This is a genomic window from Tenacibaculum holothuriorum (assembly GCF_002120225.1).
Taxonomy (GTDB): Bacteria; Bacteroidota; Bacteroidia; order Flavobacteriales; family Flavobacteriaceae; genus Polaribacter; species Polaribacter holothuriorum.
Genome location: NZ_LAPZ01000015.1, coordinates 39,580 through 65,033, shown reverse-complemented (window position 1 = coordinate 65,033; position 25,454 = coordinate 39,580). Strand labels below are relative to the sequence as shown.

General features: G+C 30.4%; 25 protein-coding genes and 1 tRNA gene. 17 read left to right on the top strand and 9 right to left on the bottom strand.

Going from position 1 to position 25,454, the window contains the following annotated elements; translation table 11 throughout:
• The first annotated feature begins 2 nt into the window (after positions 1–2).
• Genes WH52_RS13445 through WH52_RS13435 form a run of 3 tightly spaced genes read left to right on the top strand, consistent with a single transcriptional unit; the run spans position 3 to position 2,111 of the window.
• Complete coding sequence (locus WH52_RS13445) at positions 3–521, top strand: hypothetical protein (protein WP_086031480.1); 519 nt, start codon at positions 3–5, stop codon at positions 519–521.
• 11 nt (positions 522–532) lie between these two features.
• Complete coding sequence (moaC, locus tag WH52_RS13440; RefSeq protein WP_086031479.1) at positions 533–1,009, top strand: cyclic pyranopterin monophosphate synthase MoaC; 477 nt, start codon at positions 533–535, stop codon at positions 1,007–1,009.
• The gene (locus tag WH52_RS13435) at positions 969–2,111 is read left to right on the top strand and encodes an NTP transferase domain-containing protein (protein WP_233131571.1); all 1,143 of its coding nucleotides are present in this window, start codon (positions 969–971) and stop codon (positions 2,109–2,111) included. The genes moaC and WH52_RS13435 overlap by 41 nt, the downstream gene beginning before the upstream one ends.
• Before the next feature lie 34 nt (positions 2,112–2,145).
• Here the strand turns inward: WH52_RS13435 and WH52_RS13430 are convergent.
• Positions 2,146–2,229, bottom strand: a tRNA-Leu gene (locus WH52_RS13430).
• Positions 2,230–2,350: 121 nt separating this feature from the next.
• Here WH52_RS13430 and WH52_RS13425 point away from each other — a divergent pair.
• The 3 genes from WH52_RS13425 (at position 2,351) to pth (ending at position 4,595) form a co-directional block, all read left to right on the top strand.
• Positions 2,351–3,292: a ribose-phosphate pyrophosphokinase gene (locus WH52_RS13425; protein WP_086031477.1), complete on the top strand. Its 942-nt coding sequence runs from the start codon at positions 2,351–2,353 to the stop codon at positions 3,290–3,292.
• Positions 3,293–3,312: 20 nt separating this feature from the next.
• Positions 3,313–3,891, top strand: coding sequence for a 50S ribosomal protein L25/general stress protein Ctc (locus WH52_RS13420; RefSeq protein WP_086031476.1), 579 nt, complete (start codon positions 3,313–3,315; stop codon positions 3,889–3,891).
• 68 nt (positions 3,892–3,959) lie between these two features.
• Positions 3,960–4,595, top strand: a complete 636-nt coding sequence (gene pth / locus WH52_RS13415; RefSeq protein ID WP_394335052.1) for an aminoacyl-tRNA hydrolase — start codon at positions 3,960–3,962, stop codon at positions 4,593–4,595.
• Positions 4,596–4,643: 48 nt separating this feature from the next.
• On the opposite strand, the gene WH52_RS13410 is transcribed toward pth, so the two are convergent.
• Together WH52_RS13410 and WH52_RS13405 are read right to left on the bottom strand one after the other, a co-directional pair.
• Positions 4,644–5,096 (bottom strand): 6-pyruvoyl trahydropterin synthase family protein, encoded by a 453-nt coding sequence (locus WH52_RS13410; protein WP_086031475.1) that lies wholly within the window; start codon positions 5,094–5,096, stop codon positions 4,644–4,646.
• A 199-nt stretch (positions 5,097–5,295) separates the two neighbouring features.
• Positions 5,296–6,063 (bottom strand): enoyl-CoA hydratase/isomerase family protein, encoded by a 768-nt coding sequence (locus WH52_RS13405; protein ID WP_086031474.1) that lies wholly within the window; start codon positions 6,061–6,063, stop codon positions 5,296–5,298.
• A gap of 49 nt (positions 6,064–6,112) precedes the next feature.
• On the opposite strand from WH52_RS13405, the gene WH52_RS13400 reads away from it, so the two are divergent.
• Complete coding sequence (locus WH52_RS13400; protein ID WP_086031473.1) at positions 6,113–6,565, top strand: GNAT family N-acetyltransferase; 453 nt, start codon at positions 6,113–6,115, stop codon at positions 6,563–6,565.
• Here WH52_RS13400 and WH52_RS13395 read toward each other — a convergent pair.
• Genes WH52_RS13395 through WH52_RS13380 form a run of 4 tightly spaced genes read right to left on the bottom strand, consistent with a single transcriptional unit; the run spans position 6,562 to position 11,736 of the window.
• The gene (locus tag WH52_RS13395) at positions 6,562–7,896 is read right to left on the bottom strand and encodes an MATE family efflux transporter (protein WP_086031472.1); all 1,335 of its coding nucleotides are present in this window, start codon (positions 7,894–7,896) and stop codon (positions 6,562–6,564) included. The two genes, WH52_RS13400 and WH52_RS13395, sit on opposite strands and share 4 nt — an antisense overlap.
• Positions 7,897–7,943: 47 nt before the next feature.
• Positions 7,944–8,750, bottom strand: coding sequence for a hypothetical protein (locus WH52_RS13390; protein ID WP_086031471.1), 807 nt, complete (start codon positions 8,748–8,750; stop codon positions 7,944–7,946).
• 11 nt (positions 8,751–8,761) lie between these two features.
• Positions 8,762–11,116: a TonB-dependent receptor domain-containing protein gene (locus tag WH52_RS13385; RefSeq protein ID WP_086031470.1), complete on the bottom strand. Its 2,355-nt coding sequence runs from the start codon at positions 11,114–11,116 to the stop codon at positions 8,762–8,764.
• An 8-nt stretch (positions 11,117–11,124) separates the two neighbouring features.
• Positions 11,125–11,736 (bottom strand): YceI family protein, encoded by a 612-nt coding sequence (locus tag WH52_RS13380; protein ID WP_086031469.1) that lies wholly within the window; start codon positions 11,734–11,736, stop codon positions 11,125–11,127.
• Positions 11,737–11,953: 217 nt separating this feature from the next.
• On the opposite strand from WH52_RS13380, the gene WH52_RS13375 reads away from it, so the two are divergent.
• The 3 genes from WH52_RS13375 (at position 11,954) to WH52_RS13365 (ending at position 14,601) form a co-directional block, all read left to right on the top strand.
• Entirely contained in the window at positions 11,954–13,015 is a 1,062-nt protein-coding gene (locus WH52_RS13375; protein WP_143592183.1) for a sensor histidine kinase, read from the top strand.
• A complete protein-coding gene (locus WH52_RS13370; protein ID WP_086031467.1) occupies positions 13,012–13,728 on the top strand; it encodes a LytR/AlgR family response regulator transcription factor in 717 nt (238 codons plus the stop codon). The genes WH52_RS13375 and WH52_RS13370 overlap by 4 nt, the downstream gene beginning before the upstream one ends.
• A 78-nt stretch (positions 13,729–13,806) precedes the next feature.
• The gene (locus tag WH52_RS13365; protein ID WP_086031466.1) at positions 13,807–14,601 is read left to right on the top strand and encodes a universal stress protein; all 795 of its coding nucleotides are present in this window, start codon (positions 13,807–13,809) and stop codon (positions 14,599–14,601) included.
• Between the two features lie 88 nt (positions 14,602–14,689).
• On the opposite strand, the gene mutS is transcribed toward WH52_RS13365, so the two are convergent.
• Entirely contained in the window at positions 14,690–17,299 is a 2,610-nt protein-coding gene (gene mutS, locus WH52_RS13360) for a DNA mismatch repair protein MutS (protein ID WP_086031465.1), read from the bottom strand.
• 89 nt (positions 17,300–17,388) lie between these two features.
• Here mutS and WH52_RS13355 point away from each other — a divergent pair, with 89 nt between their 5' ends.
• The 7 genes from WH52_RS13355 to WH52_RS13330 all read left to right on the top strand — a co-directional run bounded on the left by WH52_RS13355 (position 17,389) and on the right by WH52_RS13330 (position 24,235).
• Positions 17,389–17,913: an RNA methyltransferase gene (locus WH52_RS13355; RefSeq protein ID WP_086031464.1), complete on the top strand. Its 525-nt coding sequence runs from the start codon at positions 17,389–17,391 to the stop codon at positions 17,911–17,913.
• A gap of 103 nt (positions 17,914–18,016) precedes the next feature.
• A complete protein-coding gene (locus tag WH52_RS15075) occupies positions 18,017–18,148 on the top strand; it encodes a hypothetical protein (RefSeq protein WP_262509544.1) in 132 nt (43 codons plus the stop codon).
• A gap of 51 nt (positions 18,149–18,199) precedes the next feature.
• A complete protein-coding gene (locus WH52_RS13350) occupies positions 18,200–20,047 on the top strand; it encodes an ATP-binding protein (RefSeq protein ID WP_086031463.1) in 1,848 nt (615 codons plus the stop codon).
• A complete protein-coding gene (locus WH52_RS13345; RefSeq protein ID WP_086031462.1) occupies positions 20,040–20,717 on the top strand; it encodes a response regulator transcription factor in 678 nt (225 codons plus the stop codon). The genes WH52_RS13350 and WH52_RS13345 overlap by 8 nt, the downstream gene beginning before the upstream one ends.
• Before the next feature lie 508 nt (positions 20,718–21,225).
• A complete protein-coding gene (glpK, locus tag WH52_RS13340) occupies positions 21,226–22,707 on the top strand; it encodes a glycerol kinase GlpK (protein ID WP_086031461.1) in 1,482 nt (493 codons plus the stop codon).
• A 14-nt stretch (positions 22,708–22,721) separates the two neighbouring features.
• Positions 22,722–23,264 (top strand): pyridoxamine 5'-phosphate oxidase family protein, encoded by a 543-nt coding sequence (locus WH52_RS13335; protein WP_086031460.1) that lies wholly within the window; start codon positions 22,722–22,724, stop codon positions 23,262–23,264.
• A 23-nt stretch (positions 23,265–23,287) separates the two neighbouring features.
• The gene (locus WH52_RS13330) at positions 23,288–24,235 is read left to right on the top strand and encodes a hypothetical protein (protein ID WP_143592181.1); all 948 of its coding nucleotides are present in this window, start codon (positions 23,288–23,290) and stop codon (positions 24,233–24,235) included.
• A 20-nt stretch (positions 24,236–24,255) separates the two neighbouring features.
• On the opposite strand, the gene WH52_RS13325 is transcribed toward WH52_RS13330, so the two are convergent.
• Positions 24,256–25,428: an acyl-CoA dehydrogenase family protein gene (locus WH52_RS13325; RefSeq protein WP_086031458.1), complete on the bottom strand. Its 1,173-nt coding sequence runs from the start codon at positions 25,426–25,428 to the stop codon at positions 24,256–24,258.
• Between the last annotated feature and the right edge of the window lie 26 nt (positions 25,429–25,454).

The window sequence follows — 25,454 nt, the reverse complement described above, 5'->3', positions numbered from 1 at the left end:
AAATGAGACTCTCTTATTTAATCGTTCTACTTATCTTTTTTAATTGTAGTAGTAATTATAGTATTGAAAAAAAAGCTCAAGAGTGTCTTTTTTCTACCTTTCCTAACAAAGGAATTACTTTAACAGAATATATAAAAAAATACGAAAACCTTTTAATTGAAAAAAAAGTATTAGCATCTTCTTCTGATGAATCTTATTATTTACTTTTTAAAAAAGTAATGTTAAACGATTTTCCAAAACCCATTATAAAATATTCTTTAATTGATAGTTTAAATCAAATTACTTCAAAAGATTTTGTTGAACTTAACTTGGAATGCAATAAGAAAATTGAATCTTTAACAGATTATAATAAATCAATAACTTTTAAAATTAATAATTATCTAAAAGAGGTGAAAACTAAAAACATAAATCCAAAAGAAGCTACTTCACAGCTCTTAAAAATTTATCCTAAAGATTATTTTAGTATTCCCTTACACAAACTTCAGTTATTACTTCTAATTAATCGTTATTCAATAAATTAAAGAACTTAACTATGAGTAATTTCTCACACATAAACGAACATAACCAACCTAAAATGGTCAATGTTTCTGATAAAAAAATCACGAAACGCGTTGCTATTGCAAAAGCTACCATGTTTTTAGGTTCAGAAATTATAAATCATTTTAACAACGATGAATTAATCACCAAAAAAGGACCCGTTTTTCAAACGGCTATTATTGCAGGTATTCAAGCGGTAAAGAAAACCTCAGATATCATTCCGATGTGCCATCCCTTGCTAATCAATGGAGTAGATATTGATATCAATATTACCGACAATCAACACCTTGAAGTGTTTTGCAAAGTAACGATTGAAGGAAAAACAGGAGTAGAGATGGAAGCGTTAACAGGCGCTTCTGCTACTTGCTTAACTATTTATGATATGTGTAAAGCAATCAGTCAAGAAATGGTAATTAAAGAAATAAAATTAATTGAAAAAACAGGAGGGAAATCAGATATTAAGAATGGATAAAAAGCATCAAAAACATACCAACTTAGCAAGAAAACACAACGATACCAATGCTCCGAACGAAGTAGTTGTTTTAGGAGCTAAATGTGGAATTATTGCCGATATTGTTACACAAGTTTCCAATAAATTATCCAACTATAATTTGGCTTATTTTGATGCATCCCATGCAAAAGATGTAGAACCAAATCATTTATCTGAATACACCTTTCATCATGAAGGAAATTTACAGCTTAATACTTCTTCTTATATCAACAAATATGAACAAAGATTACAGTTTTACAACTACGATTATGTATTTGTAAACGGAAACCATTATCCAGGTTCCAAACAAATCTTGATTTTAGATCCAGAAAAAGAAGCTTCTATTAAAAAGAGAATGGATCAAATTAACAGCATTCAGTTTATAATTAAATTAGATGCAAATACACCATATTTTGATTGTTTAAAAGAAAAGTTTCCGAATATTGAAAACATCACAAGTTATTCAATTAATGAGATTGATAAAATTTCCAATCATATACATAACCTAATTAAAGAAACCATTGCACCTGTAAAAGGATTGGTACTAACTGGAGGGAAAAGTACTCGAATGGGAACTGACAAGGCTGAATTAAACTATTTTGGTAAGCCTCAAAAGAAACATGTAAAAGAATTATTAGAAGAAAGCTCACTAAAAACCTTTTATTCAGTTGCTCAAAACAACAACAATTCAGAAGAGATTCATGATACTTTCTTAAATTTAGGTCCGTTTGGCGGAATTTGCTCTGCATTACAGCAAGACCCAAATTCGGCATGGTTTGTTTTAGCGACCGATCTTCCTTTTGTTAATTCAGAATTAATTCAGTTAGTATTACAAAAAAGGAACCCGAGTAAAGTAGCTACAGCGGTTAAAGGAAAAAGCAAGGAGTTTCCAGAGCCATTAATTACTATATACGAACCAAAAGCCTATGGGAAACTATTGCAATATTTAGCACAAGGATATTCTTGTCCGCGTAAAATGTTGATCAATTCTGATATTGAAATTATTGAAGTAGATGACGAACTAATTAGAAATGTAAATACTCCTGAAGAGTATCAACAAGCAAAAAATCATCTAAACTCATAACAAAAAAGCTGTTCAAAATGAACAGCTTTTTTAGTACCAAAGGTGGGACTCGAACCCACACGTTCTTGCGAACATCGGATTTTGAATCCGACGTGTCTACCAATTCCACCACTTTGGCTTTTTAATGGTCGACAAATCTAGCAATTATTTTACTTTTAACCCTAAGTTTTAAACGAAACTCTGCAAATAATTTATACTTTTGCACCACACACAACACAAACTAAATACAATTCAATAAAATGGCTACAACGCAATTAAGCCCTAAAATTTTTGCATGTTCTCAAAGCGTAGAACTTGCAGAAGAAATTGCCTCAAAATACGGTGCAGAATTAGGTAACGTAAAAACCACTCATTTTAGTGATGGAGAATTTCAACCAGCCTTCGAAGAATCTGTAAGAGGACGTAGAGTATTTCTTATTGGTTCTACTTTTCCTTCAGCAGACAATTTAATGGAAATGTTGTTAATGTGCGATGCTGCTAAAAGAGCATCTGCAAGACACATTACTGCTGTAATGCCTTATTTTGGTTGGGCACGTCAAGACCGTAAAGATAAACCTCGTGTAGCTATTGGTGCAAAATTAGCCGCTAAATTATTAGAAGCTGCTGGTGCTACTAGAATTATGACTATGGATTTACATGCTGATCAAATTCAAGGTTTTTTCGAAAAACCAGTAGATCATTTGTATGCATCTACCATATTTCTTCCGTATGTAAAAAGTTTAAAATTAGACAACTTAACAATTGCTTCTCCAGATATGGGAGGTTCTAAAAGGGCTTACGCATATTCTAAATACTTAGAAAGTGATGTAGTAATTTGTTATAAACAGCGTTTAAAAGCCAATGTAATTTCTCACATGGAATTGATTGGTGATGTGAAAGGTAAAAATGTAATTCTTGTTGATGACATGATTGATACGGGAGGAACACTTACCAAAGCTGCTGATTTAATGATAGAGCGTGGTGCAAAAAGTGTACGAGCAATTTGTACACACCCAATTTTATCGGGTAATGCTTATGAACGAATTCAAAATTCGAAATTAACAGAGCTAATTGTTTCAGATACAATTCCTTTAAAAAAGCAAGTTTCTAAAATAAAAGTTGTATCTTGCGCCGCCTTATTCGCTGATGTGATGAAAAAAGTTCAACAGAACACATCTATTAGTGATGAGTTTTTAATGTAAATTTTATAAATATTTAAGTAATGCAATCAATTACAATCAAAGGATCTCAAAGAGAAAGCGTAGGTAAAAAAGCAACTAAAGCCTTACGTAATGCTGGACAGGTTCCTTGCGTATTATACGGAGGAGACAAGCCAGTACACTTTTCAGCTGATGCAAAAGCATTCAAGCCGTTAGTTTATACTCCAAACGTATATACTGCAACGATTGAATTAGAAGGACAAACTTACGCTGCTGTTTTACAAGACATTCAGTTTCACCCAGTAAGTGACAACATTTTACACATCGATTTTTATCAATTATTCGAAGATAAGCCAGTAATGATGGAAATTCCTGTAAAATTAGTAGGATCTTCTAAAGGTGTTATGGTAGGTGGTGCTTTACGTCACAACTTACGTAAATTAAAAGTAAAAGCTTTACCAGCTAACTTACCAGATTTTATCGAAGCAGATATTACTGAGTTAGAAATTGGTAACAAATTATATGTAACTGAATTAGCAAACGAAAAATATACTTTCTTACACCCAGATAACACTGTGGTTGCTCAAGTACGTATGTCTCGTAACGCTGCAAAAGCTGCTGCTGAAACAGAAGAAGCTTAAAAATAAGCTACTAAAAATAAATAAAAGCGTTACTTTGTGTAGCGCTTTTTTTAGTTTAAAACATGAATATTTTCAACTTTTTAAAGAAGTTATTTAACACTTCTGACAAAACAGAGATAGAAATAGAAACAGATCCAATGAAAAAGTTTTTAATTGTAGGTTTAGGTAATATTGGTGAAAAATATGACGAAACACGTCATAATATTGGTTTTAAAATTGTGGATGCCTTTGTAAAAGAACACGAAGGAAGCTTTGAAACCGAAAAACTAGGTGATATAGCCAAACTAAAAATTAAAGGGAAGACTGTCTTTGTTTTAAAGCCTAGTACCTATATGAATTTAAGCGGAAAAGCAGTAACCTATTGGATGAAAAAAGAAAATATTCATGTAGAAAATTTATTGGTTATTACTGATGATTTAAATATCGACTTCGGAAAAGTTCGCATTAAAGGAAAAGGAAGCTCTGGTGGGCACAACGGACTTAAAGATATTCAAGATAAATTTAACACAGGAGCCTATCCTCGTTTTCGTTTTGGTGTAGGTTCAGAATATAGAAAAGGGCGTCAAGTTGATTTTGTATTAGGTAAATGGAGTGCAGAAGAAGAAAGCGCTATGATAGAACGTATTCCTTTCTCTGTAAACGCAATAACTTCGTTTATTACCGCAGGCTTATCAAATACAATGAACGAATATAACGGGAAGTAATTCCTAATTATATAAAATCAAAAAATCCTGCAAAAGCAGGATTTTTTGTTAATTATTATCACTAGCATACCATTCGGCAAAGCTAGTATCTGTTTCTTGTAGTTTAATAGAATGTAACAACAAGTTCTCTGGAAGACGACTTTTAATTTTCTCTGCAAAATCAATTACCATCATTTCACTTGTTGGTTGATAGCCTACCAAAATTACATGGTGTCCTCTATCTTTTAGCTCTTTTGCTAATTCTACATGCGGTGTGTTTTTATTAAACACTGTAGCATGATCAAAAACATCTACAATTTCTTCTTTTACGATCTTTTTAAGATCTCCAAAATCTATCACCATTCCATACTTTACATTCGAAGTATCTGATATTGGTGTTCCAATAACCGTTACCGAAAGCTTATAGCTATGTCCGTGTACATTCTTACACTTACCATCATACCCGTATAAAGCATGTCCGGTTTCAAAACTAAACTGTTTGGTTATTCTAATCTTGCTCATAATACATCATCTCTTTTTGAAAGAAAAAAGCAACTAATTTGTTACTTCTTTTTGTTCAAAAATGTTTATTTTCTTCTAAACTTCTTGTTTGCTCTATATTTATTAAAAAAATACACAACTGCTACTAAAGCAGCTAAAACGGCAAATAAATAATCTCCACCCATGGTCTTTGTTTTTTATTTTCGTCGAAAGTACGAATTTACTTTTTAAATTTTGCTAATGCGTTTTTAGTAAAGTCAGATAACACTAATTTTCCTGAGATTTCTGCTCTTTCAATTAACAATTCTTGCCAGTGTTCTGTTCCTATCCACAAAGCTTTTTTCATTTCATCTAAAGCTTCTGGATTATAAGAAGCTAACGTTTCTGTAAAAATTTCAACTTCTTTATCTAATTCATCAATATTTTCGAACACGCGAGCATATAACCCTTTTTCTTTTGCCCAATATGCATTTTTCCAGCTAGTAGCATCTAAGGTAAGTTCTGCTAATCCGCTTACACCTACTTTACGTTCTACGGCTGGTGCAATTACAAAAGGTCCTATTCCAATAGTAAACTCTGATAATTTAATAGAAGCTGCTTCTGTTGCCAATACATAATCGCAAGCAGCTGCCAAACCAACGCCACCTCCAACGGTTTTCCCTTGTACTCTACCTACAATTAATTTAGAACAACGACGCATTGCATTGATTACATTGGCAAAACCAGAAAAGAAGTACTTTCCATCTTCTAAATTATCAATAGCTACCAACTCATCAAATGAAGCTCCAGCACAAAACGCTCTTTCTCCTTCAGATTTTAATACAATAATTGCTGCCTCATCATTGGTTGATAATGTGTCAAATTCGTTGGCTAAACGTTCTAATAATTCACTTGGAAATGAATTACTTGCCGGGTGCTCAAATTCAACCGTAGCAATTTTATTTTCTATGCGCGTATATAAACTTCCGTTAGGTCTTGTTGTTGTCATTTTTTATAGTTTGTTCAAAAATAATCTTAATTTTAGTTTTTGAGAAATTATGAAAGATCAAATACAGTATTCGGTTATAGAAGGTATTCCTAATCAAGAACAAATGGAAGAGCTACTTACATTATACACTACTATTTTTAAAGATGCACAGCCTAAATTCTTTATAGAGCGTATTGAAACCAAAACACAGTTACTTTGTTTAATTGCTTGTGATGGAAATATTCCCGTTGGGTTTAAAATAGGTTATCAATATAATCCAAACACTTTTTATAGTTGGGTAGGTGGTGTTTTAGAAAATTATCGAAAAAAAGGAATTGCTAAAACCTTGGCTTTACTACAAGAAAAATGGGTAAGGAAAAGCAGATTTTCTAAACTAAGAACCAAATCAATGAATCAATATAAGCCTATGCTAATTTTGAATTTAAAAAATGGATTTGATATTGTTCAGGTTTATAGCAATGAAAAAGGACAAACAAAAATTGTTTTTGAAAAGGAGTTTTAATTTGACTTGCTCAATGGTAAGAACTTTGTTCTAAATCTTAAAATTAATGGAATTCCTCTTGCAATAATCCATCCGTAAAAAGCTATCCAAATAGCGTATAGTTTGTAGCCTAAATTATCAAATATTAAGAGTACAGGAATAAACACAAGCCCAGTAGAAAGTAATAACACATTTCGTAAATATTTCATCTCTCCCAATCCCTTAAACATTCCGTCGTAAATAAAGGCAATAGAACATATGGGTTGCATAAATAAGATAATCCAAAAGGTATTGTAAAACTGTTCTAAAACTAAAGGTTCTTTGGTAAATATTCTTCCTATAAAATTGTAAAAAACAAATCCAACGGCTGCTAATACTCCTCCAAAAATAAATCCATAAACAATCAATTTATTTCCCAGTTTTATTAGGGTATCATAGGCTTTAGCTCCTAATAATTTTCCTGATAAAATGTTTCCTGCACTTGAATATCCATCAATCATAAATGCTCCCATAAGCCATAAATTGAGTCCGATGGTATAAGCTGCGATATATTCCTTTCCGTAATCGGTAGCATAAGATGTTGCAAAATACAGTGCAGTATTTAAGGCTATGGTACGAACAAATAGGTTTAAAATCATTACCACAAATCTTGGAATTTCTTTATTAAACGGAAATTCAACTTTTAAAGAAATTGATGTTTTGGTAAGTAATAAATACCCAGATATTATTGCCATGGTTATTTGGGCTATTACACTAGCATAAGCCGCTCCTTGAATATTCATGGGTGTGATATAACCTTCAATTCCGTACACCAAAACAAGGTCTAATCCAATGTTTACAACAGTTCCTATAATGGCAATTAACATTGGATAATAGGTGTTTTGCAAACCTCTAAACGTACCAAATACAGCAATTACAAATAGTGTAAATGGGAATCCGAAGACTCTAATTTGATAATAGTCTACACAAAAATCTAAAATCGTTCCTGAGGCATTGTAAAACTGAAAAATTTCTTTGGCAAAAGGATAACTGAATCCTAAAACAAGTAAGCTTGTACTTACTACAATAAGAATAGCTTGTGCGGGTAAGTTTTTTACTTCGTCTAACTTATTTGCTCCTAAATATTGTGAAACAATAGAGGATATTCCACTTCGTGTTTGACCAAATACCCAAATTAACATTGATAAAAATGCGCCCACAATTCCAATAGCAGCAATACTTTCAGTGGCTTTATAATCAATATTTCCAACAATAGCTAAATCGGTAGTAGAAAGCAAAGGTTCAGCAACTCCAGCAATGAGTGCTGGAATTGCTAGTTTATTAATATTTTTAAAGCTAATGTCGTGATTCAAAGTAAAAAATTAAACCACAAAAATAGTGAGTTTGTTAAATAACTTACCTACTTTTCTTCAAACATTGTCACATCAAAATTATTATTGAATTTAATGTTTTCTGAAACTTGTTGAAATAAAATATCTCCTTTTATATTTCCGTCCCAATCAGCCATATAAATATCTCTTTTTGTCATAATAGAAATGCCTTTTACAGTTGAATACGAAGATTTCATTAACAAAGGTTGTGGTATCTTAGATCCTTTTACGGTAAATAAAAATTGATCTACCAAATGAGTTTCTGGATTCAGATATAGTATAAAATCATCTTGAACTTCTCCTATATTTTTTTCGAAACCAACTTTTATAATTTTATAGTCTATATTATCTACTTTTCTATCTGGAAGAAGTTTATATGTTAGTCCTTCATCTAATAGCTTTTGCATCATTGTAAACCAGTAAAAATTGGCTTTTCTTATAAATTTTACACTTGCTAAAGTTGAGGAGTCTTTCATAAATTGATCTCCTAATTTTACCCATGCTTTATTATTTTTTTCACTAAAATATTGAGTAGCTATTTCTTTGTTTTTTGGAAATACAAAAACTTGATGGGTTGTGTATTTTCCCCAAGAAATTTCACCATCAAACACATAACGTTCTACAGAAATATCTTTTTTATTGTTACTAGGTTGATAGAAAGTGTAATTAAATTCTACATTTTTAAGCTTTTTTAATTGCTCATAATTTCCAACTTTGTTAACCGTTTTGGCTATCATTTTTTTTGCAGGATTATTGTATGTAATTTTTTTAATTGCTTCTTTCTGTTTACAAGAAAAACTTATAAATAGTACTAGTAATAAATAGATTTTTTTCATTTGTTTTTAGTTTATAAAAAACCTCCTCGTTTTTCATTATTATCTCTTTTCTTTCTTTTTAGAGCTTTGTTTTTTCCTCCTCCAAATCTGTAGGAAAGTCCAAAGTAAACAGTTCGAGAATCTCTTCGTAAATCACCTCTTTGGAATACTGTTCGATAACTTTCAAAAGCAAAACGTTGGGTTCTAAAAATATCATTAAAATTAAGGCTTAATGTTCCTTTTCCTTGAGCAAAATTATATCTAGCTCCCGCATTTATATAGTAATTGTCTTTTAATTCGTATTGAAGAATTTTTTGCTTTCCACTATAAATTCCAAATAACTGAAAAGTTAAGTCTTTTGTTGCTTTAAAGTTATGGTTCATTCTAAAGTTAGTTGCTGTATTTGTAACTTCTACTTGTTCGTTTTCTATATCTCCTTTTTGTTTTCTTGAAAAGATATCGAAACTGGTATTAAAATTCCACCAAGATAATGGCTTGTAGTTTGCAGCTAATTCAAATCCGTATGCGTTATTATCATCAAAATTATCGTAATCTAATACCAGTTTTGTTGGATCATTACTATCAAAATATCCTATTCTATTAATTTCATCTTTAATTCTTCGATAGAATGTTCCTAAAGTAAGACTTCCTTTTTCTAACTTTCTTGTATAATTAAATTCAATTGAGTTTGTAAATTGTGGATTTAATCTCATATTTCCAATAGCTATAATTTGCGAAGTGTTCCATGCTCTAATTGGGTTTACTTGATTTAATCCTGGACGGTCTACTCTTCTACTAATACTCAATTGATAGCTGTTCTTTTTTTCTTCGTCTGGCGTATATTTTACAAATGCTGATGGATAAATGTTAAAGAGTTTATCTTCAAAAACATTCCTATTCTGGTTGGTTTCTATAAATTGAGAGTTTACTTTATAGTCTTCTAATCTAGCTCCTATTTGATAGGTCCATTTGTCAAAATTTTGCTTAAAAGTGGTATAGAATGAATAAATATCTCTATCGTATGTAAACATAGAATTATTAAGTGTTGTACTTGTTGTTTGGTAAGAATTATCTGTTCTTCTAAAACGAGATTCAAGTCCTATTTCTAACGTTGATGTTTCTGATAACGGATTTACATAATCTAAATTAATAGTGGTGTTTTTTCTATTGTCTAGAATAATGTCTCTATAATCGGTATTTGAAGTATTTCCAGCGAATGTAAAATCTGTAATATTATCTCCTTCATAGTCGTTATAATCTACTTCCAACTCTATATTATGTCCATCTTTATCAAAATCATGTTTAAAATCAAAATTGTAAGTTTTTGACGTATTATTTTTATTGAAAGTATAATCTTGAAAAAAGTTATTTGATGGATTATTCGTGTAAGTCACGTCTATGTCGGACATAAAATCACTTTTAAAAACATTTTGATTTGTGTAAAAAGACATCGTGTTTTTATCATTAATAAAATAGTCAACTCCTATTTTATATAAATGAGATGTATTATCCACCACATTATCTTGATGTTGAGCGGAATTTTCTATAAATCGAACAACGCTTCCTTTTAAAGTATTTTTACCAAAACTGTTTCCATAATTTCCATAAATGTTAAATTTTCCTGTTCTATAATTCAAGCCTAATGAACCATTAAATCGTGTTTTCTCTCCTTGAGTAAGTCCTAAATTTATGTTTCCATTAAAGCCGAGTTTAGCATTTTTATGAAGCACAATATTAATAATTCCACTCATTCCTTCAGGGTTGTATTTTGCTGATGGTGATGTGATTAATTCTATTTTTTTTATAGAGGCTGATGGTATTTGCTGTAATAACTGCGAAGCTTCAATGTTAGTAGGTTTACCATCGATAAGTACACGTACATTTTCATTTCCTCGTAAAGCAATTTCACCATCTTGATTTACACTTACTGAAGGAATATTTCCCATAATATCTGAAGCTGTGGCTCCTGCTGTAGTTAAATCCTTTCCTACATTAATTACTTTTCTATCTATTTTCTGTTCAATAGTAGAACGTTCTGCTACAATAGAAACTTCATCTAAAACTTGTGCTGATTCTTCAATAAACAACGTTCCTAAATTTGTCTTCCTTTTATTATTTTTAACTTCTTTCGTTATGGTTTTATAACCAATAAACTGAACTTCAACAAAAAAATCATTCACTGGAATTTTTGAAATTTCAAATGTTCCTTTATCGTCTGTTATTCCGCCAGTAATGGTTTTATTATTTGTTTTAGATTTAATAATAACAGTAGCATACGGAATAGTTTCTTTAGTGTTTTTATCGGCAATTTTCCCACTAATAGTATACGTTTGTGCAAAACAAAAACAACTTATAGTGCAAAAAATAAGAGTAAGTATCTGTTTCATTATAATTTTTATTGTTTTGTTAAATGTATTTCTGCATCTAATACAACATTATTACCTAAAGCTAATTTTGCTGGCGGATAGTTAGTACCAACTTTAAAATCTTTTCTAAAAATTGTTCCGTTAATTTTAAAAATTGCAACCTTCTTTTTATATCGAGGATGTAGAAAACTTCCTTTGTAAATGGCTTTTAACTCTATAGGTTTTGTAATTCCTGTCATTGTAAAATTGCCTTTTAACTTGTATTCTTTTTCTAAAACCTTACTCATAGAAGTACTTTCAAAAGTTATTTTTGGATGAGTTTCAGCATCAAAAAAGTCTTTTGTTTTTAAGTGCTTATCTCTAGCTTTTTGATTGGTGTTAATAGAAGCTGTTTCTATGGATATGTTTACAGAAGTATTCTCAAAGTTTTCATTATCAGAAATAAAAGCTCCTTCGTATTTATCAAAGTTTCCTTTAATTTCTCCTATTTTAAAATAAGAAATACCAAAATTTATTTTAGAGTGAGAAGGGTCTATTTTCCAAATACTTTGTTGAGCTTTTACAATACTTAAAGCAAAAAACAAAAAGAATAATAACATTGTTTTTTGCAACCTTTTTTGAGTGATAACTTGAAGTTTCATTTTTTATATTTTTAAAATTCATCACGCAAAGTAATTTCTATAATAATCCCTTTTGTTTGAAGTAGATAGATAGGGTAATCTGGTCGTTATAAACTCTTTTTTTATCAAAATAAAATTCATCTGTATTACCGTATAATCTATCGACTCAAATAACTATTTTATCTGCACTTTAATTTTTAACGTATTAAGAATTGTATTTTTGGTTTTAAAAGCAATTTTGGAGACAATCAAAAAATACATACAACAGCCTACTATAAGCTACCTTTTATTTTGGGTGTTGTTTGTTATGTTTACTGCAACAGCATCGAGCTGGTATTATTCAAGTACACGAGAGGTTATAGAAGTCTATACTATTAGAACAATTATTCAATTTCTAATAACTTCTACCGTAATTTTTGTTTTTATTCCAAAATTCTTGAACCAAGGACATAAAATTCTATTCTGGATTTTTTCCTTAGCTTTATTGACTCTAGGTTTTATAACTTGTACTTTGATTAAAGTTTATTATTTAGAACCCACATATCCTGTAACTTATCAAAATTATTTAAAGAGATTTCCTGAAGCTACTTTACATGATAGACTAACAAGCATTAAAGAATTTATACGAGTTGCTAACTATTTATTGCAACCTACCTTTTTATTATTGGCCATTCGATTTTATAGAAAACAACAAGCTTTAACCAAATTGAATGAGCAAAAGAAAATAGCAGAACTAACCGCTTTAAAAAATCAATTGAATCCACATTTTTTATTCAACACTTTAAATAATCTATATGCTTTAGCTTTTAAAAAATCGGATAGAACTATGTTGGTAATTCAAAAGCTATCAGAAATTTTAGACTATACGTTGTATGGTTGTAATGAAAAATATGTACCTATACGTAAAGAAGTAGATTTAATAGAAAACTACTTAGCTTTAGAAAAAGTTCGATACGATGATAGAGTATCTATTTCTTTTAAAAAAGAAGTATCTAAAGAAGGTAAAATAGCACCATTATTATTATTAACTTTTATTGAAAATGCTTTTAAACATGGCGTAAGTCAAGAATTAACTAACGCCACCATTAATATTGAACTTACTCAAAAGAATAAAGAAATTGACTTTAAAATTGAAAATACAAAGCCGAAACCAAGTGGATTAAGTAATACGTATAAGGAAGAGATTGGACTTAAAAATGTAAAAAAACAGCTAAATTTATTATACCAAAATAATCATTCTTTGAATATTAATGAAGAAATTAATTGGTATAAAGTACACTTAAAACTAAGTACTAAATGAGCCACAAATGCCTAATTATTGATGATGAAAAATTAGCAAGAGAACTATTAGAAGCGTACGTTTCTCAAGTTCCTAATTTTGAATTGGTAGCTTCTTGTGCAAGCGCTATTGAAGCCAGTGAAATTTTAAATAATAATCAAATAGATTTATTGTTTTTAGATATAGAAATGCCTGTATTAAAGGGTACTGATTTTTTTAAAAACTTAGTGCAAAAGCCCAAAGTAATTTTTACAACAGCTTATAGAAATTATGCTATTGATGGCTTTGAATTGAATGCTGTAGATTATTTATTAAAACCTATAGTTTTTGATCGGTTTTTTAAAGCCATTCAAAAGTTTTTAGCTACACAAAAAGCTTCTGAAAAAGAAAGAGATGTTACATCTGAAAAAGAACTAAAAAACGATTTTTTGTTTATTTCAAAAGGAAGAAAGCAAATTAAAATCTTATTTAAAGAAGTTTTATATATTGAAAGTTTAAAGGATTATATTAAAATTCATTTAGAAAGAGAAACGCATACAATTAAATATAAAATCTCTGTTTTTGAAACTGAACTAGATAATCGTTTTACCAGAGTACATCGTTCTTATATAGTTAATACTAATAAAGTTACTGCCTACACTAAAGACGATGTAGAAATAGGTAAAATAGAAATTCCTATTGGTGGTAACTATAAAAATATAATTTTAAGTAAGCTTCAAAGCCTCCATAAATAGTATTTTTAAAACTATTATCTACCTTCTTATAAAATATTTACCTTTGTTATTCATTATTTTACTTAAAAAAATTGAAAAATGAAGCATATTTTAGTTCCTATTGGGTCTTCTGAAAATTCAATAAACACATTACAATACGCAATTAATTTTGCGAAAGAAATTAGTGCAAAAGTATTTGTAATGCGAGCTTATAAAATTTTATCGAAAGCTGGTGCTTTTGTAAATGCTGATGATACCATGCAACGCGAAACCAACTTATACTTACGTACTATGGTAAATGCTGTTGACAGAAAAGATGTAGATATTAAGCTAATTACTGCTAAGGGTGATGTATTAGAAAGTATTACTTCTATTGACAGAGAATTAGGAGTTGATTTAATTATTATGGGACCTAAGAGCAACTCAATTAAAGAAGAAGTTTTTTTAGGAAATACATCAGGAAGTGTTTTAAAACAAACCAATATTCCTATGTTAATAATTCCTGATGGTTATCAATTTACACCTATTAAAAGAGTTTTAACAGCATTTAAATCAGGAATTATTAATAATGAAAATGTGCTAGACCCTTTAAAAAAAGTATTAGACATTTTTAATCCTGTGTCTAATTTATTGTTAGTTAAAACACCTTCACATACTAAAGATGATTTAATGTTAGATGTGGAACTAGAAAATATTAAATCTGATCTTACCATCACAGAAAACGCAACTACTTTTCAGGGGGTTTTAGAGCATTTTCAATCTAATAACCCAGATTTATTGTGTGTATTTAGAAGAAATAGAGGTTTTTTTCAAAAGCTTTGGGAAAAGAATACAATTTTAAAGAAAGAATTTCACTGTAAGGTTCCCGTATTAGTATTAAGAGGAAAGTTATAGTATAAAACATCAAAATGTCATTCTGAATGAAATGAAGAATCTGTAAAAAATAAGATTCTTCGCTCTGCTCAGAATGACATTTTTACGATTACTTTTTTGTAAGCATACGCTTAATTTCATTCAACTTCATTAAAGCTTCAATAGGTGTAAGTGTATCTATATTGGTGGTAAGAATTTCTTCTCTTAAATCTTCTAATAACGGATCGTCTAATTGGAAGAAACTCAATTGCAATTCTTCATCTTGAGCTTCTTTTAAAGAGTCTTTTACCTCACTATGAGAATGGTTTTCTTCTAATTTTTGTAAAATTTTATTAGCACGTTTAATTACTAAATTAGGCATTCCTGCTAATTTTGCCACGTGGATACCAAAACTATGATTACTTCCACCTTCCACAAGCTTTCTTAAAAAGATTATACTGTCTTTTAACTCTTTTACCGATACGTTAAAGTTCTTAATACGTTCAAATGTGGTAGTCATTTCGTTTAACTCATGGTAATGCGTAGCAAATAAGGTTTTTGCTTTTGATGGATGCTCATGTAAATACTCAGTAATAGCCCAAGCAATAGAAATACCATCATAGGTAGAAGTACCACGACCTATTTCATCTAACAACACCAAACTACGGTCAGAAACATTGTTTAGAATAGAAGCAGTTTCATTCATTTCTACCATAAAGGTACTTTCTCCCATAGAAATATTATCACTAGCACCTACTCTGGTAAAAATCTTGTCGACAATACCAATTCGAGCTGTTTCTGCAGGTACATAACTTCCTATTTGCGCTAATAAAACAATTAAAGCCGTTTGACGTAAAATAGCAGACTTACCAGACATGTTAGGTCCAGTGATCATAATAATTTGCTGATTCTCTCGGTTCAACAACACACTGTTTGCAACATATTCTTCACCAATAGGTAATTGTTTTTCAATTACTGGGTGTCGACCGTTTTTAATATCTAAATCAGTAGTTATATCCATAGCTGGACGCACATACTCATTTTCTTTTGCTAAAGTTGCAAAGGATAACAAACAGTCTATTTGTGCTACCAATTGTGCATTGCTTTGTACTTGTGGTACAAATTGAATGATATATTGAATTAACTCCCCAAACAATTCAACTTCTAATTGTTGAATTTTTTCTTCAGCTCCTAAAATCTTGGTTTCGTATTCTTTTAATTCCTCGGTAATATAACGTTCTGCATTTACCAAAGTTTGTTTACGAATCCATTCTTCTGGCACTTTATCTTTATGTGTGTTTCGTACTTCAATATAGTATCCAAACACGTTGTTAAAGGCAATTTTTAAACTCGGAATTCCAGTTCTTTCGGTTTCACGAGCCAACATATTGTCTAAATACTGTTTTCCAGAATTGGCAATAGCTCTTAATTCATCTAACTCACTAGAAACTCCGGTTGCAATAGCATTTCCTTTGTTAATATTTACAGGAGCTTCGTCAAACAAAGAAGCAGTAATTTTTGCTACCAATTCATCACAATTATCTAACAATTTTCCTATCATTTTTACGGCAGCATTTTTACTTGCTTCCGCAGTATTTTTAATAGGGTGAATGGCCTTTAAAGAGTTTTTCAATAGTACTACTTCTCTAGGAGAAACTTTACCAGTAGCTACTTTAGAAATCAATCGCTCTATATCTGAAACCTGCTGCAATTGATAGGTAACTGTATCGAAAAATGATTCGTCTTCTAATAAAAAAGAAACCAATTCATGGCGACTCTTAATTTGATCGATGTCTTTTAACGGAAGTGCTAACCATCGTTTTAATAAACGCCCTCCCATAGGAGAAATCGTTTTATCAATAACATCTAATAAAGTAACCGAATTTACTGAGTTTCCTCCATATAATTCTAAATTCTTTACCGTAAAACGGTCCATCCACACATAATTATCTTCTAAGATTCTTCCTATAGATTGTATGTGCGATAATTTATTATGCTGTGTTTCTGATAAGTAATATAAAATAGCTCCAGCAGAAACAATTCCATGATCCAATTCCTCTACACCAAATCCTTTTAGGTTTTGTACTTTAAAATGATTGGTAAGGTTTTCATATCCGTAATCTTTTTGAAAAACCCAGTCTTCTAAATAAAAACTGTGGAATCTATCAGTAAACAGCTCTAAAAAACGTTGTTTATGTTGTTTTTGTACTAAAACTTCACTTGGTGAAAAATTTTGCAATAGCTTATCGATATACTCTTCGTTTCCTTGTGCTATTAAAAACTCTCCAGTAGATACATCTAAAAACGAAACACCTAATAGTTTCTTTCCGAAGTGTACAGAGGCTAAAAAGTTGTTGGTTTTAGTTTGTAAAACTTCGTCGTTTAAGGCAACTCCTGGAGTTACCAATTCCGTAACACCACGTTTTACAATTTTCTTAGTCATTTTAGGGTCTTCTAACTGATCGCAAATAGCAACACGCAACCCTGCTTTTACCAATTTAGGTAAGTATGTGTTTAAAGAATGGTGTGGAAAACCAGCCAAGGCAGTTTCACTTTCGCTACCTGCACCTCTTTTGGTTAAAATAATTCCAAGTACCTCAGCGGCTTTTTTAGCATCATCACCAAATGTTTCATAAAAATCTCCAACTCTAAAAAGTAACATTGCATCTGGGTATTTTACTTTAATCCCATTGTATTGTTGCATTAACGGAGTTACCTTTTTTGCCTTTGTTTTTGCCAAGTGTTTCGGAATTTTAAATTAGTTTTGCGAAGATAGAAAAACTTTCAAGTTTCTTGTATTTCAAGTTATTCACAATAAAAAAATAAAACATGCGAAAACTTAAAAACAACGAGTTAGGTAGAATTAGTGTAGATGAGTTTAAACAAGCTAAAAAAACACCTTTAATTGTAGTTTTAGACAACATAAGAAGTTTAAATAATGTAGGCTCAGTTTTTAGAACTTCGGATGCTTTTTTAATTGAAAAAATTTATTTGTGTGGAATTACAGCAACTCCACCCAACAAAGAAATACATAAAACTGCATTAGGTGCTACCGAGTCTGTTGAATGGGAATATGTAGAAGACACTTTAACTTTAATTGAAAAGTTACAAAAAGAGAACATAAAAGTATATGCTATAGAACAAGCTGAAAACAGCACAATGCTTAATAATTTCTCTCCTGAATCAAATAAAAAACATGCCATCGTTTTTGGAAATGAAGTAAAAGGAGTACAACAAGAAGTAGTTTCAAAATCAGATGGTTGTATTGAAATTCCGCAATTAGGAACCAAACATTCTTTAAATATTTCTGTGAGTTGTGGAGTCGTTTTATGGGACTTATTAAATAAATTATAGTTAAAACCTTGTTTTTTTATAGGGAAACCGCTAATTTTAGAACGCTTTAACCCCTCTAATAAGTACAAGTATTATTTATTAATTATCAATTTATCTAATTATTATGAAAAGCGTATTTAAAGAAAACGAAATGAGATTTGCTATGAATATTATCCCTGGTGGTGGTAGTGGTACTACAGACCCTGACAAACCAGGAGGGAATGATGGTGATGAAAACACAGTAGAAAAAAAATAACCTATTACTCATAAAACCATCACTGTTGTGATGGTTTTATAATTTTTATAAATGCGTTTATATTTTTTTCTCTTTATTACATTAACAACTTTATTTAGTTTTAGCCAACACGATAAAAACAAAGTAAAACATGATTCGATTCTATTTAGTCAAAAAATAAATAAAGCTCTATTTTTTTTAAATTCAAATCAATTTGATTCATTTAAAAAACATACCTATTTCGCCTTACCTTTTGCTAAATCTTCTAAAGAAATTGAAAAGTGTCATTTCTTTTTAGCTTATTACTATAATCACAAGCACATATCTGATAGTGCTTATCATTATTATCATGCCTCTAAAAATCTATTATTAAAAATTGGTGACACTTTAACCGCAGGTAGGAGACTAGCTGATATTGCTGATATTCAATATAGAGCTAATGATTACTTAGGAAGTGAAATAAATACTATACTTGCCTTAAAATATATAGAAAACTCTAAATTATCACTCAAAAAATATAGCCTCTATAATTTGTTAGGTAATATTTATTGCGATAGAAAAGAACCTGAAGAAGCTCTAAAATATTATGATTTAAGTATAACTTTTTTATCTCAAAAACAAAAAAAACATGATTTAGAAATAATTAGAGTTATTAACAACAAAGGACTTGCTCTTCAACGAGTAAATCGAAATAAAGAGGCAATTAAATACTTTAAAAAAGGATTAAAATATGATAGTATTCAACAAAAATATCCAAAACAATATGCTCTACTTATAGAAAACATTGCTTGGAGTAATTTTTCATTAAAAAATTACAGAAATGTCCTGAATCAGTATAACGAAGCATTAAAAATTAATACTTCTATTAAGGATTTATTAGGAATAATTAGAAATCATATTAATATTTCTCATTTCCATAAAGAAAACAACAATCTTTCTAAAGCTAAAGAGCATGCTAAAAACGCATTAGGTTTAACTCAAAACACTCATTTTGAAAAAGAAGAGCTTTTAGCTCTAGAATTGTTAGCAGAATTAAGCCCTAAAAAAGAATCAATAAAATACTTAAAAGAGTATACTGAAAAAAAAGACAGAGCAATTCAAAAGGAACGTGTCTTAAAAAACCAATTTGCTAAAGTTAGATACGAAACAGAAAAAAAAGAAAAAGAAAATACAATACTTAAAACCGATAACGAAAAAAAACAAGCAGAAATAACGTATCAAAAGCAACAAAAAACTATTGGTTGGTTAGCAGCTTTTATTGGGATTTTATTATTTGGTTTAAGTATTTCCTTCTTCTCATTAAGAAGAAGAAAACTAATATACCAAGCACAATTACAAAAAATAGAAGCTAGAGAACATGAACGTCAGCAAATCGCTAAATCTTTACACGACGAAGTCGCTGGTGATCTACGTTTAATCCATCAAAAATTAGAAGGTTCTAACCTATTAGAAGAGGCTCAAAAGTTAAACACAGTAAAAGACAATGTGCGTAATTTATCGCATCAATTAAGTAGTGTGAGTTTCGACAAAGTTCCTTTTAAAGACCAAATAATAAATCTAGTAAGTGATTATTTCACTTTAGATTTCAGAATTAAAGTAAACGGAGTTAATGACATTGAGTGGACCAAAATTAATAACTCTATAAAACGACTTTTATATTTAAGTATAAGAGAGTGTATTCAAAACACTCAAAAACACGCCGAAGCAAACTTAATTACCATAGATTTTTCGGTACATAAAAAATCTGTATTTTTGAATATTACTGATAATGGCAAAGGTTTTGACATTAATAACAGTAAAAAAGGAATTGGTTTACACAACATGCAAGAACGAGTAGAAGAGTTAAACGGAACTCTTACTATTGAAAGTGAAGTTGGTAAAGGAACCAAAACCCATATTCAAATACCACTAAATGTCTGAAAAAATTAAAATTCTTATTGCTGACGATCATCAATTAATAATTGAAGGTATACTATCTAACCTAAAAGGTATTGATGGTTTAGAAGTAGAAACAGCCTCTTCTTGTGATCAAGCGTTTTCAAAAATAAAAGCACAAAGAAATCAAGAACCTTTTCATATTTTATTTACTGATTTAAGCTTTGACAACACTACTGAAAACTCTCAATTAGATGGTGGCGAAGCGCTAATTAAAGCCATTAAACAAGAAGAGTTAAATATTAAAGTAGGAGTAATTACTGGTCATACAGAAACTAATAGAGTTTATAACGTAATTCATAATTTAAATCCATCTGCTTATATTCTTAAAAGTAATTGCAATACAAGTGAGTTAAACTTTGCAATTCAAAAAATGTTAGCTGGCGAAGTATATTACACTCATGAAATTCATCAAAAACTCTTAAAAAGAGCTTTAATTGAAATTCAAATGGATGAAATTGCTATACAAATACTTAAAGAACTTCCTAAGCACGCAAAAATCAACAATATGGAAGGAGTCATAAAAAAAAGTGATGGATCTCCACTAAAAATAAGATCTATCGAAAGCAAATTAGCAAAATTAAGAACCGATTTAAATGCTATTAACAATACTGATTTAGTATTAAAAGCTAAAGAGTTGGGAATACTAGATTAATCATTTGCGGAATTTTGCACTTTTTTATGCGGATATCCCTTTTATAAAAACACAACTCCCTTTTAAATTTGTAAACAGAATTTGACATCGCACTTGGGAAAAATTCTAAGAAAAGAAGGGAAAAACAAAAAAAGCAATCAGTATAAATATACTGATTGCTTTTTTTTGCAAAACACTTATTATTAAATCACTCTGCGGAAAATTACACTTCAACTTGCGGAAAACCCATTTAAAAAACTTAACTGCTGTCATATCTTTGTAGTGTTCGTTTGAACAAAAATTATAGGGGAAATTTAAAATCAAACATCATGGGGGAATTATTAAAGAAAACTAACAATGTAGTTAGTAACTTTTTAGTAACGTTAGCAGAATTTGGAAAAGGGGCCAGTTATGCTATCAATCGTTAAAAATCTAACGAAAAACAGAAAAAGCCTTCTAGAGAATATTCTTTAGAAGGTTTTTTTATTTTTAAGTATTTTTAAAATCTAAACTTACTTTTAAATACAACATGTCTAAATATATTGTAGCCTTAGATCAAGGCACCACAAGTTCTCGTTCGGTTATTATTAATGAAAAAGGAGAAATTGTTGCTATGAATCAACAAGAATTTGAGCAAATATTTCCTCAATCAGGTTGGGTAGAACATAACGCTGAAGAAATTTTACAAACGCAACTTTCAACTTTAAAAAAAGTAATAAAACAAGCTGGAATAAAAGCTGAAGAAATTGCAGGAATAGGAATAACCAATCAGCGAGAAACTACCGTTGTATGGAATAAAAACACAGGAAAACCTATTTATAATGCTATTGTTTGGCAAGACAAGCGTACAGCAAATATTTGCGAACATCTTAAAGAAAATGGTTTAGAAGATCATGTTCGTAAAACTACAGGTTTAGTAATAGATAGTTATTTCTCAGCAACAAAAATCAACTGGATTTTACAAAACGTCAAAGGAGCTAGAACTGAAGTTGAAAAAGGAAATTTACTATTTGGAACCATTGATACTTGGTTATTGTGGAATTTAACAAACGGAAAAGTTCACGCTACCGATTATAGTAATGCTTCTCGAACAATGTTATTCGATATTAAAAATCTTACTTGGGATAAAACATTGTTGCAAGAATTAAAAATACCAACTTCAATGCTGCCTGAAGTAAAACCTTCATCTTATCATTTTGGAAATTTTGAGTTAGATGGAATTCAAATTCCAATTTCAGGAATTGCAGGAGACCAACAAGCGGCATTATTTGGTCAAACTTGTTTTAATAAAGGAGAAGCAAAAAACACTTACGGTACAGGTTGTTTTATGTTAATGAATACTGGTGAAGAAATAGAGTATTCTAAAAATGGATTATTAACTACAATTGCTTGGGGAATTAACAACAAAGTTTATTACGCTCTAGAAGGAAGTGTTTTTGTTGCTGGTTCGGCAATTCAGTGGTTACGAGATGGATTACAAATTATAAAAGATGCTAAAGAAAGTGAAATTTTTGCTATGGAAGTAGAAGGAAAAAATCCTGTGTATGTCGTTCCTGCTTTTGCTGGTTTAGGTGCTCCGTATTGGGATATGTATGCTCGTGGTGCTATTTTCGGATTGACTAGAGACACTGGAAAAAATCATTTAATTAAAGCTACATTAGATTCTCTTGCTTACCAAACCAAAGATATTTTAGAAGTAATGCAAAAAGATAGTGAAGTTCCTTTGAGTTCTCTAAAAGTAGATGGTGGTGCTTGTGCTAATAATTATTTAATGCAGTTTCAATCCAATATTTTAGATGTAACTGTTGAACGTCCAGAAACTATTGAAACCACAGTAATGGGAGCTGCTTACTTAGCAGGAATTTGTGTTGGACTATGGAAACAAGAAGATATTTTACAACATAGAAAAATTCAAAAGCAATTTACACCAACCATTACTGAAGAAAATAGAAACAAATTGTACAAAAAATGGCAAAAAGCTGTTGAAAGAACTAAAGATTGGATTGACTAATTAAAAGATAAGCTATGGCAAAATTCTATGAAAAAATAACAGCAAGAGTTCAAACGTTTATTGAACAACAAAAAGTGTTTTTTGTAGCTACTGCACCTAACGAAGGACGCATCAATCTTTCTCCCAAAGGAATGGATTCTTTCAGAATTATTAACGAACATAGAGTGGCTTGGTTAAGTGTAACAGGTAGCGGAAATGAAACTTCGGCTCACTTATTAGAAAACAATCGGATTACAGTTATGTTTTGTGCTTTTGAAGGTGCTCCAAACATTGTTCGTTTGTATGGAAAAGCTAAAGAAATTCTTCCTAATGATAACGAATGGAACGAATTAATCACACTATTTCCTAAACTAGAAGGAACACGACAAATATTTGATATTCATATTGAAAGTGTACAAACTTCTTGTGGAATGTCAATCCCTTTTTATGAATACCAAGGAGAACGAAATCAATTACTCGATTGGGCAAAAGATAAAGGAGAAGAAGGTATTCAACAATATTGGGAGGATAGAAACCAAATTAGTATTGATGGTTTAGATACTAGATTTAATAAATAGTTGTGTTTAATTGAAGCTTCCCCATGAAAAAGAAATTCTGTATTTACCTAGACCAATTTGCTGTGAGTGAAATGCTTCAAATAGATATTACACCAGAATGGTCGAGAATTAAAGAATTATTACTTCAATTACACTCAAAAGGAATTATATTCTGTCCATTATCTAACGAACATTATATTGAAACATCATGGAAAGAATACAAAGAAGCTAAAAATCATGACTTATTTTTAAATAAAATATCAGATGAGTTTTGTTTTAAAACAGAAGCATTTTTAACATCTCAACTAATTTCATCTAGAATTCGAAAAAATAAAATCACTGTAAAAACCTATCTACACACAGAAGTTAAAGAAATTCTTAAAGATTCGGATAATTATAAATTCTATCGAGAAAAAAACACAGAACTTTTCAAAACAATAAAAGAAATAGGACATGATACTAATGAGTTTAAAAAATTAACTTCGAATCAAAAAATTGATTCTAAAACCCAAAAGATAATGTTTAATGCTCTTATGCATTTAGAAGCACAAAAATTTATTCAGCGTCTTGAAAAATTATACGATAAAGGAAAATTGATGATTGAAAGTTACAAATCAACTACAAGTGAATTTCCTAAATGGACAGATTTGGTTCTTGATATACTGATAAAAAAACATAAATTTAGAAAAAAAGAGATTCAGAAGTTAATTTTTGAACTAAAGTCAAATGGTTTTAAAAACATATCCACCCTTAATATTCGATTTTCACTTATTTCTTTAATGAATCTACGCAGCAAAAAAGATAGTTCTAATGATCAAATAGATATTGCACGAATTTCTACCTCTTTAGATTTTTCTGATATTATGTTAACTGACAAAAAAAGAAAACATGAAATTCACGAATTAGAACTTGATAAATTATATAACACAAAAGTGTTTTCAGGAATAAAGAGCGATTTAGATAATTTAATTTTAGTATTGGAAAAACTATAATTCAAACAAATAGAAAACCCCTATTTAAAAGCATTCAATCCAGTAATATCTAAGCCAGTAATTAAAAGGTGTACATCGTGCGTACCTTCATAGGTAATCACACTTTCTAAATTCATGGAATGACGCATAATTGAGTATTCACCAGAAATACCCATTGCACCTAAAACTTGTCGTGCTTCTCGAGCAATTTTTAATGCCATTTCTACATTGTTACGTTTTGCCATAGAAATTTGTGCAGAAGTCGCTTTCCCTTCGTTTCTTACGGTTCCCAACCTCCATGCTAGTAATTGAGCTTTGGTTATTTCTGTAATCATTTCTGCTAATTTCTTTTGTTGCAACTGAAATTGACCAATAGGTTTACCAAATTGTATACGCTCTTTCGCATAACGTAGTGCTGTATCGTAACAATCCATAGCAGCACCAATAGCTCCCCAAGCAATTCCATAACGAGCAGCATCTAAACATAATAACGGAGCTCCTAACCCAGATTTATTCGGAAGTAGGTTTTCCTTTGGAATTTTTACATTGTCAAAAATTAACTCTCCAGTTATTGAAGCTCTTAACGACCATTTGTTATGAGTTTCGGGAGTGGTAAAACCTTCCATTCCTCTTTCAACAATCAATCCGTGAATTCTTCCTTCTTCATTTTTTGCCCAAACCACTGCCACATCACAAATTGGTGCATTAGAAATCCACATTTTTGCTCCATTTAATAGATAATGATCTCCCATATCTTTAAACCTCGTCTCCATTCCTCCTGGATTGCTTCCATGATTGGGCTCTGTTAACCCAAAGCTACCTATCCATTCACCACTCGCTAATTTTGGTAAATATTTTTTGCGTTGTGCTTCATTTCCGTAGTTATAAATTGGCCCCATAACCAACGACGTTTGAACCGAGGCTGTAGAACGAATTCCACTATCTCCGCGCTCTAATTCTTGCATAATTAATCCGTAAGAAATCTGATCTAAACCAGCACCACCATATTCTGTTGGAATATAAGAACCGAAAGCACCAACTTCAGCTAAACCATTTACCAATTCGGTTGGAAACCTAGCTTCTTGAGCAGCATCTTCAATAATTGGAGATAAGTGCTTTTTTACCCAATCTCTTGCTGTATTTCTAACCAATTTATGTTCATCGGTTAACAAATCATCTACTTGATAATAATCTGGAGCTTGAAATAAATCCATTGTAGTTTTCTTAGAATTTATTCAAA

Excerpts from the sequence above, each read along its gene's own strand:
- WH52_RS13410 (WP_086031475.1), bottom strand. The coding sequence starts at position 5,096 with ATGAGCAAGATTAGAATAACCAAACAGTTTAGTTTTGAAACCGGACAT.
- WH52_RS13400 (WP_086031473.1), top strand. The coding sequence starts at position 6,113 with ATGAAAGATCAAATACAGTATTCGGTTATAGAAGGTATTCCTAATCAA.
- WH52_RS13385 (WP_086031470.1), bottom strand. The coding sequence starts at position 11,116 with ATGAAACAGATACTTACTCTTATTTTTTGCACTATAAGTTGTTTTTGT.
- moaC (WP_086031479.1), top strand. The coding sequence starts at position 533 with ATGAGTAATTTCTCACACATAAACGAACATAACCAACCTAAAATGGTC.
- WH52_RS13345 (WP_086031462.1), top strand. The coding sequence starts at position 20,040 with ATGTCTGAAAAAATTAAAATTCTTATTGCTGACGATCATCAATTAATA.
- WH52_RS13350 (WP_086031463.1), top strand. The coding sequence starts at position 18,200 with ATGCGTTTATATTTTTTTCTCTTTATTACATTAACAACTTTATTTAGT.
- WH52_RS13370 (WP_086031467.1), top strand. The coding sequence starts at position 13,012 with ATGAGCCACAAATGCCTAATTATTGATGATGAAAAATTAGCAAGAGAA.
- WH52_RS13335 (WP_086031460.1), top strand. The coding sequence starts at position 22,722 with ATGGCAAAATTCTATGAAAAAATAACAGCAAGAGTTCAAACGTTTATT.
- WH52_RS13420 (WP_086031476.1), top strand. The coding sequence starts at position 3,313 with ATGCAATCAATTACAATCAAAGGATCTCAAAGAGAAAGCGTAGGTAAA.
- WH52_RS15075 (WP_262509544.1), top strand. The coding sequence starts at position 18,017 with ATGAAAAGCGTATTTAAAGAAAACGAAATGAGATTTGCTATGAATATT.
- WH52_RS13365 (WP_086031466.1), top strand. The coding sequence starts at position 13,807 with ATGAAGCATATTTTAGTTCCTATTGGGTCTTCTGAAAATTCAATAAAC.
- WH52_RS13355 (WP_086031464.1), top strand. The coding sequence starts at position 17,389 with ATGCGAAAACTTAAAAACAACGAGTTAGGTAGAATTAGTGTAGATGAG.
- WH52_RS13380 (WP_086031469.1), bottom strand. The coding sequence starts at position 11,736 with ATGAAACTTCAAGTTATCACTCAAAAAAGGTTGCAAAAAACAATGTTA.
- glpK (WP_086031461.1), top strand. The coding sequence starts at position 21,226 with ATGTCTAAATATATTGTAGCCTTAGATCAAGGCACCACAAGTTCTCGT.
- WH52_RS13390 (WP_086031471.1), bottom strand. The coding sequence starts at position 8,750 with ATGAAAAAAATCTATTTATTACTAGTACTATTTATAAGTTTTTCTTGT.
- WH52_RS13325 (WP_086031458.1), bottom strand. The coding sequence starts at position 25,428 with ATGGATTTATTTCAAGCTCCAGATTATTATCAAGTAGATGATTTGTTA.
- WH52_RS13405 (WP_086031474.1), bottom strand. The coding sequence starts at position 6,063 with ATGACAACAACAAGACCTAACGGAAGTTTATATACGCGCATAGAAAAT.
- WH52_RS13425 (WP_086031477.1), top strand. The coding sequence starts at position 2,351 with ATGGCTACAACGCAATTAAGCCCTAAAATTTTTGCATGTTCTCAAAGC.
- WH52_RS13330 (WP_143592181.1), top strand. The coding sequence starts at position 23,288 with ATGAAAAAGAAATTCTGTATTTACCTAGACCAATTTGCTGTGAGTGAA.
- WH52_RS13445 (WP_086031480.1), top strand. The coding sequence starts at position 3 with ATGAGACTCTCTTATTTAATCGTTCTACTTATCTTTTTTAATTGTAGT.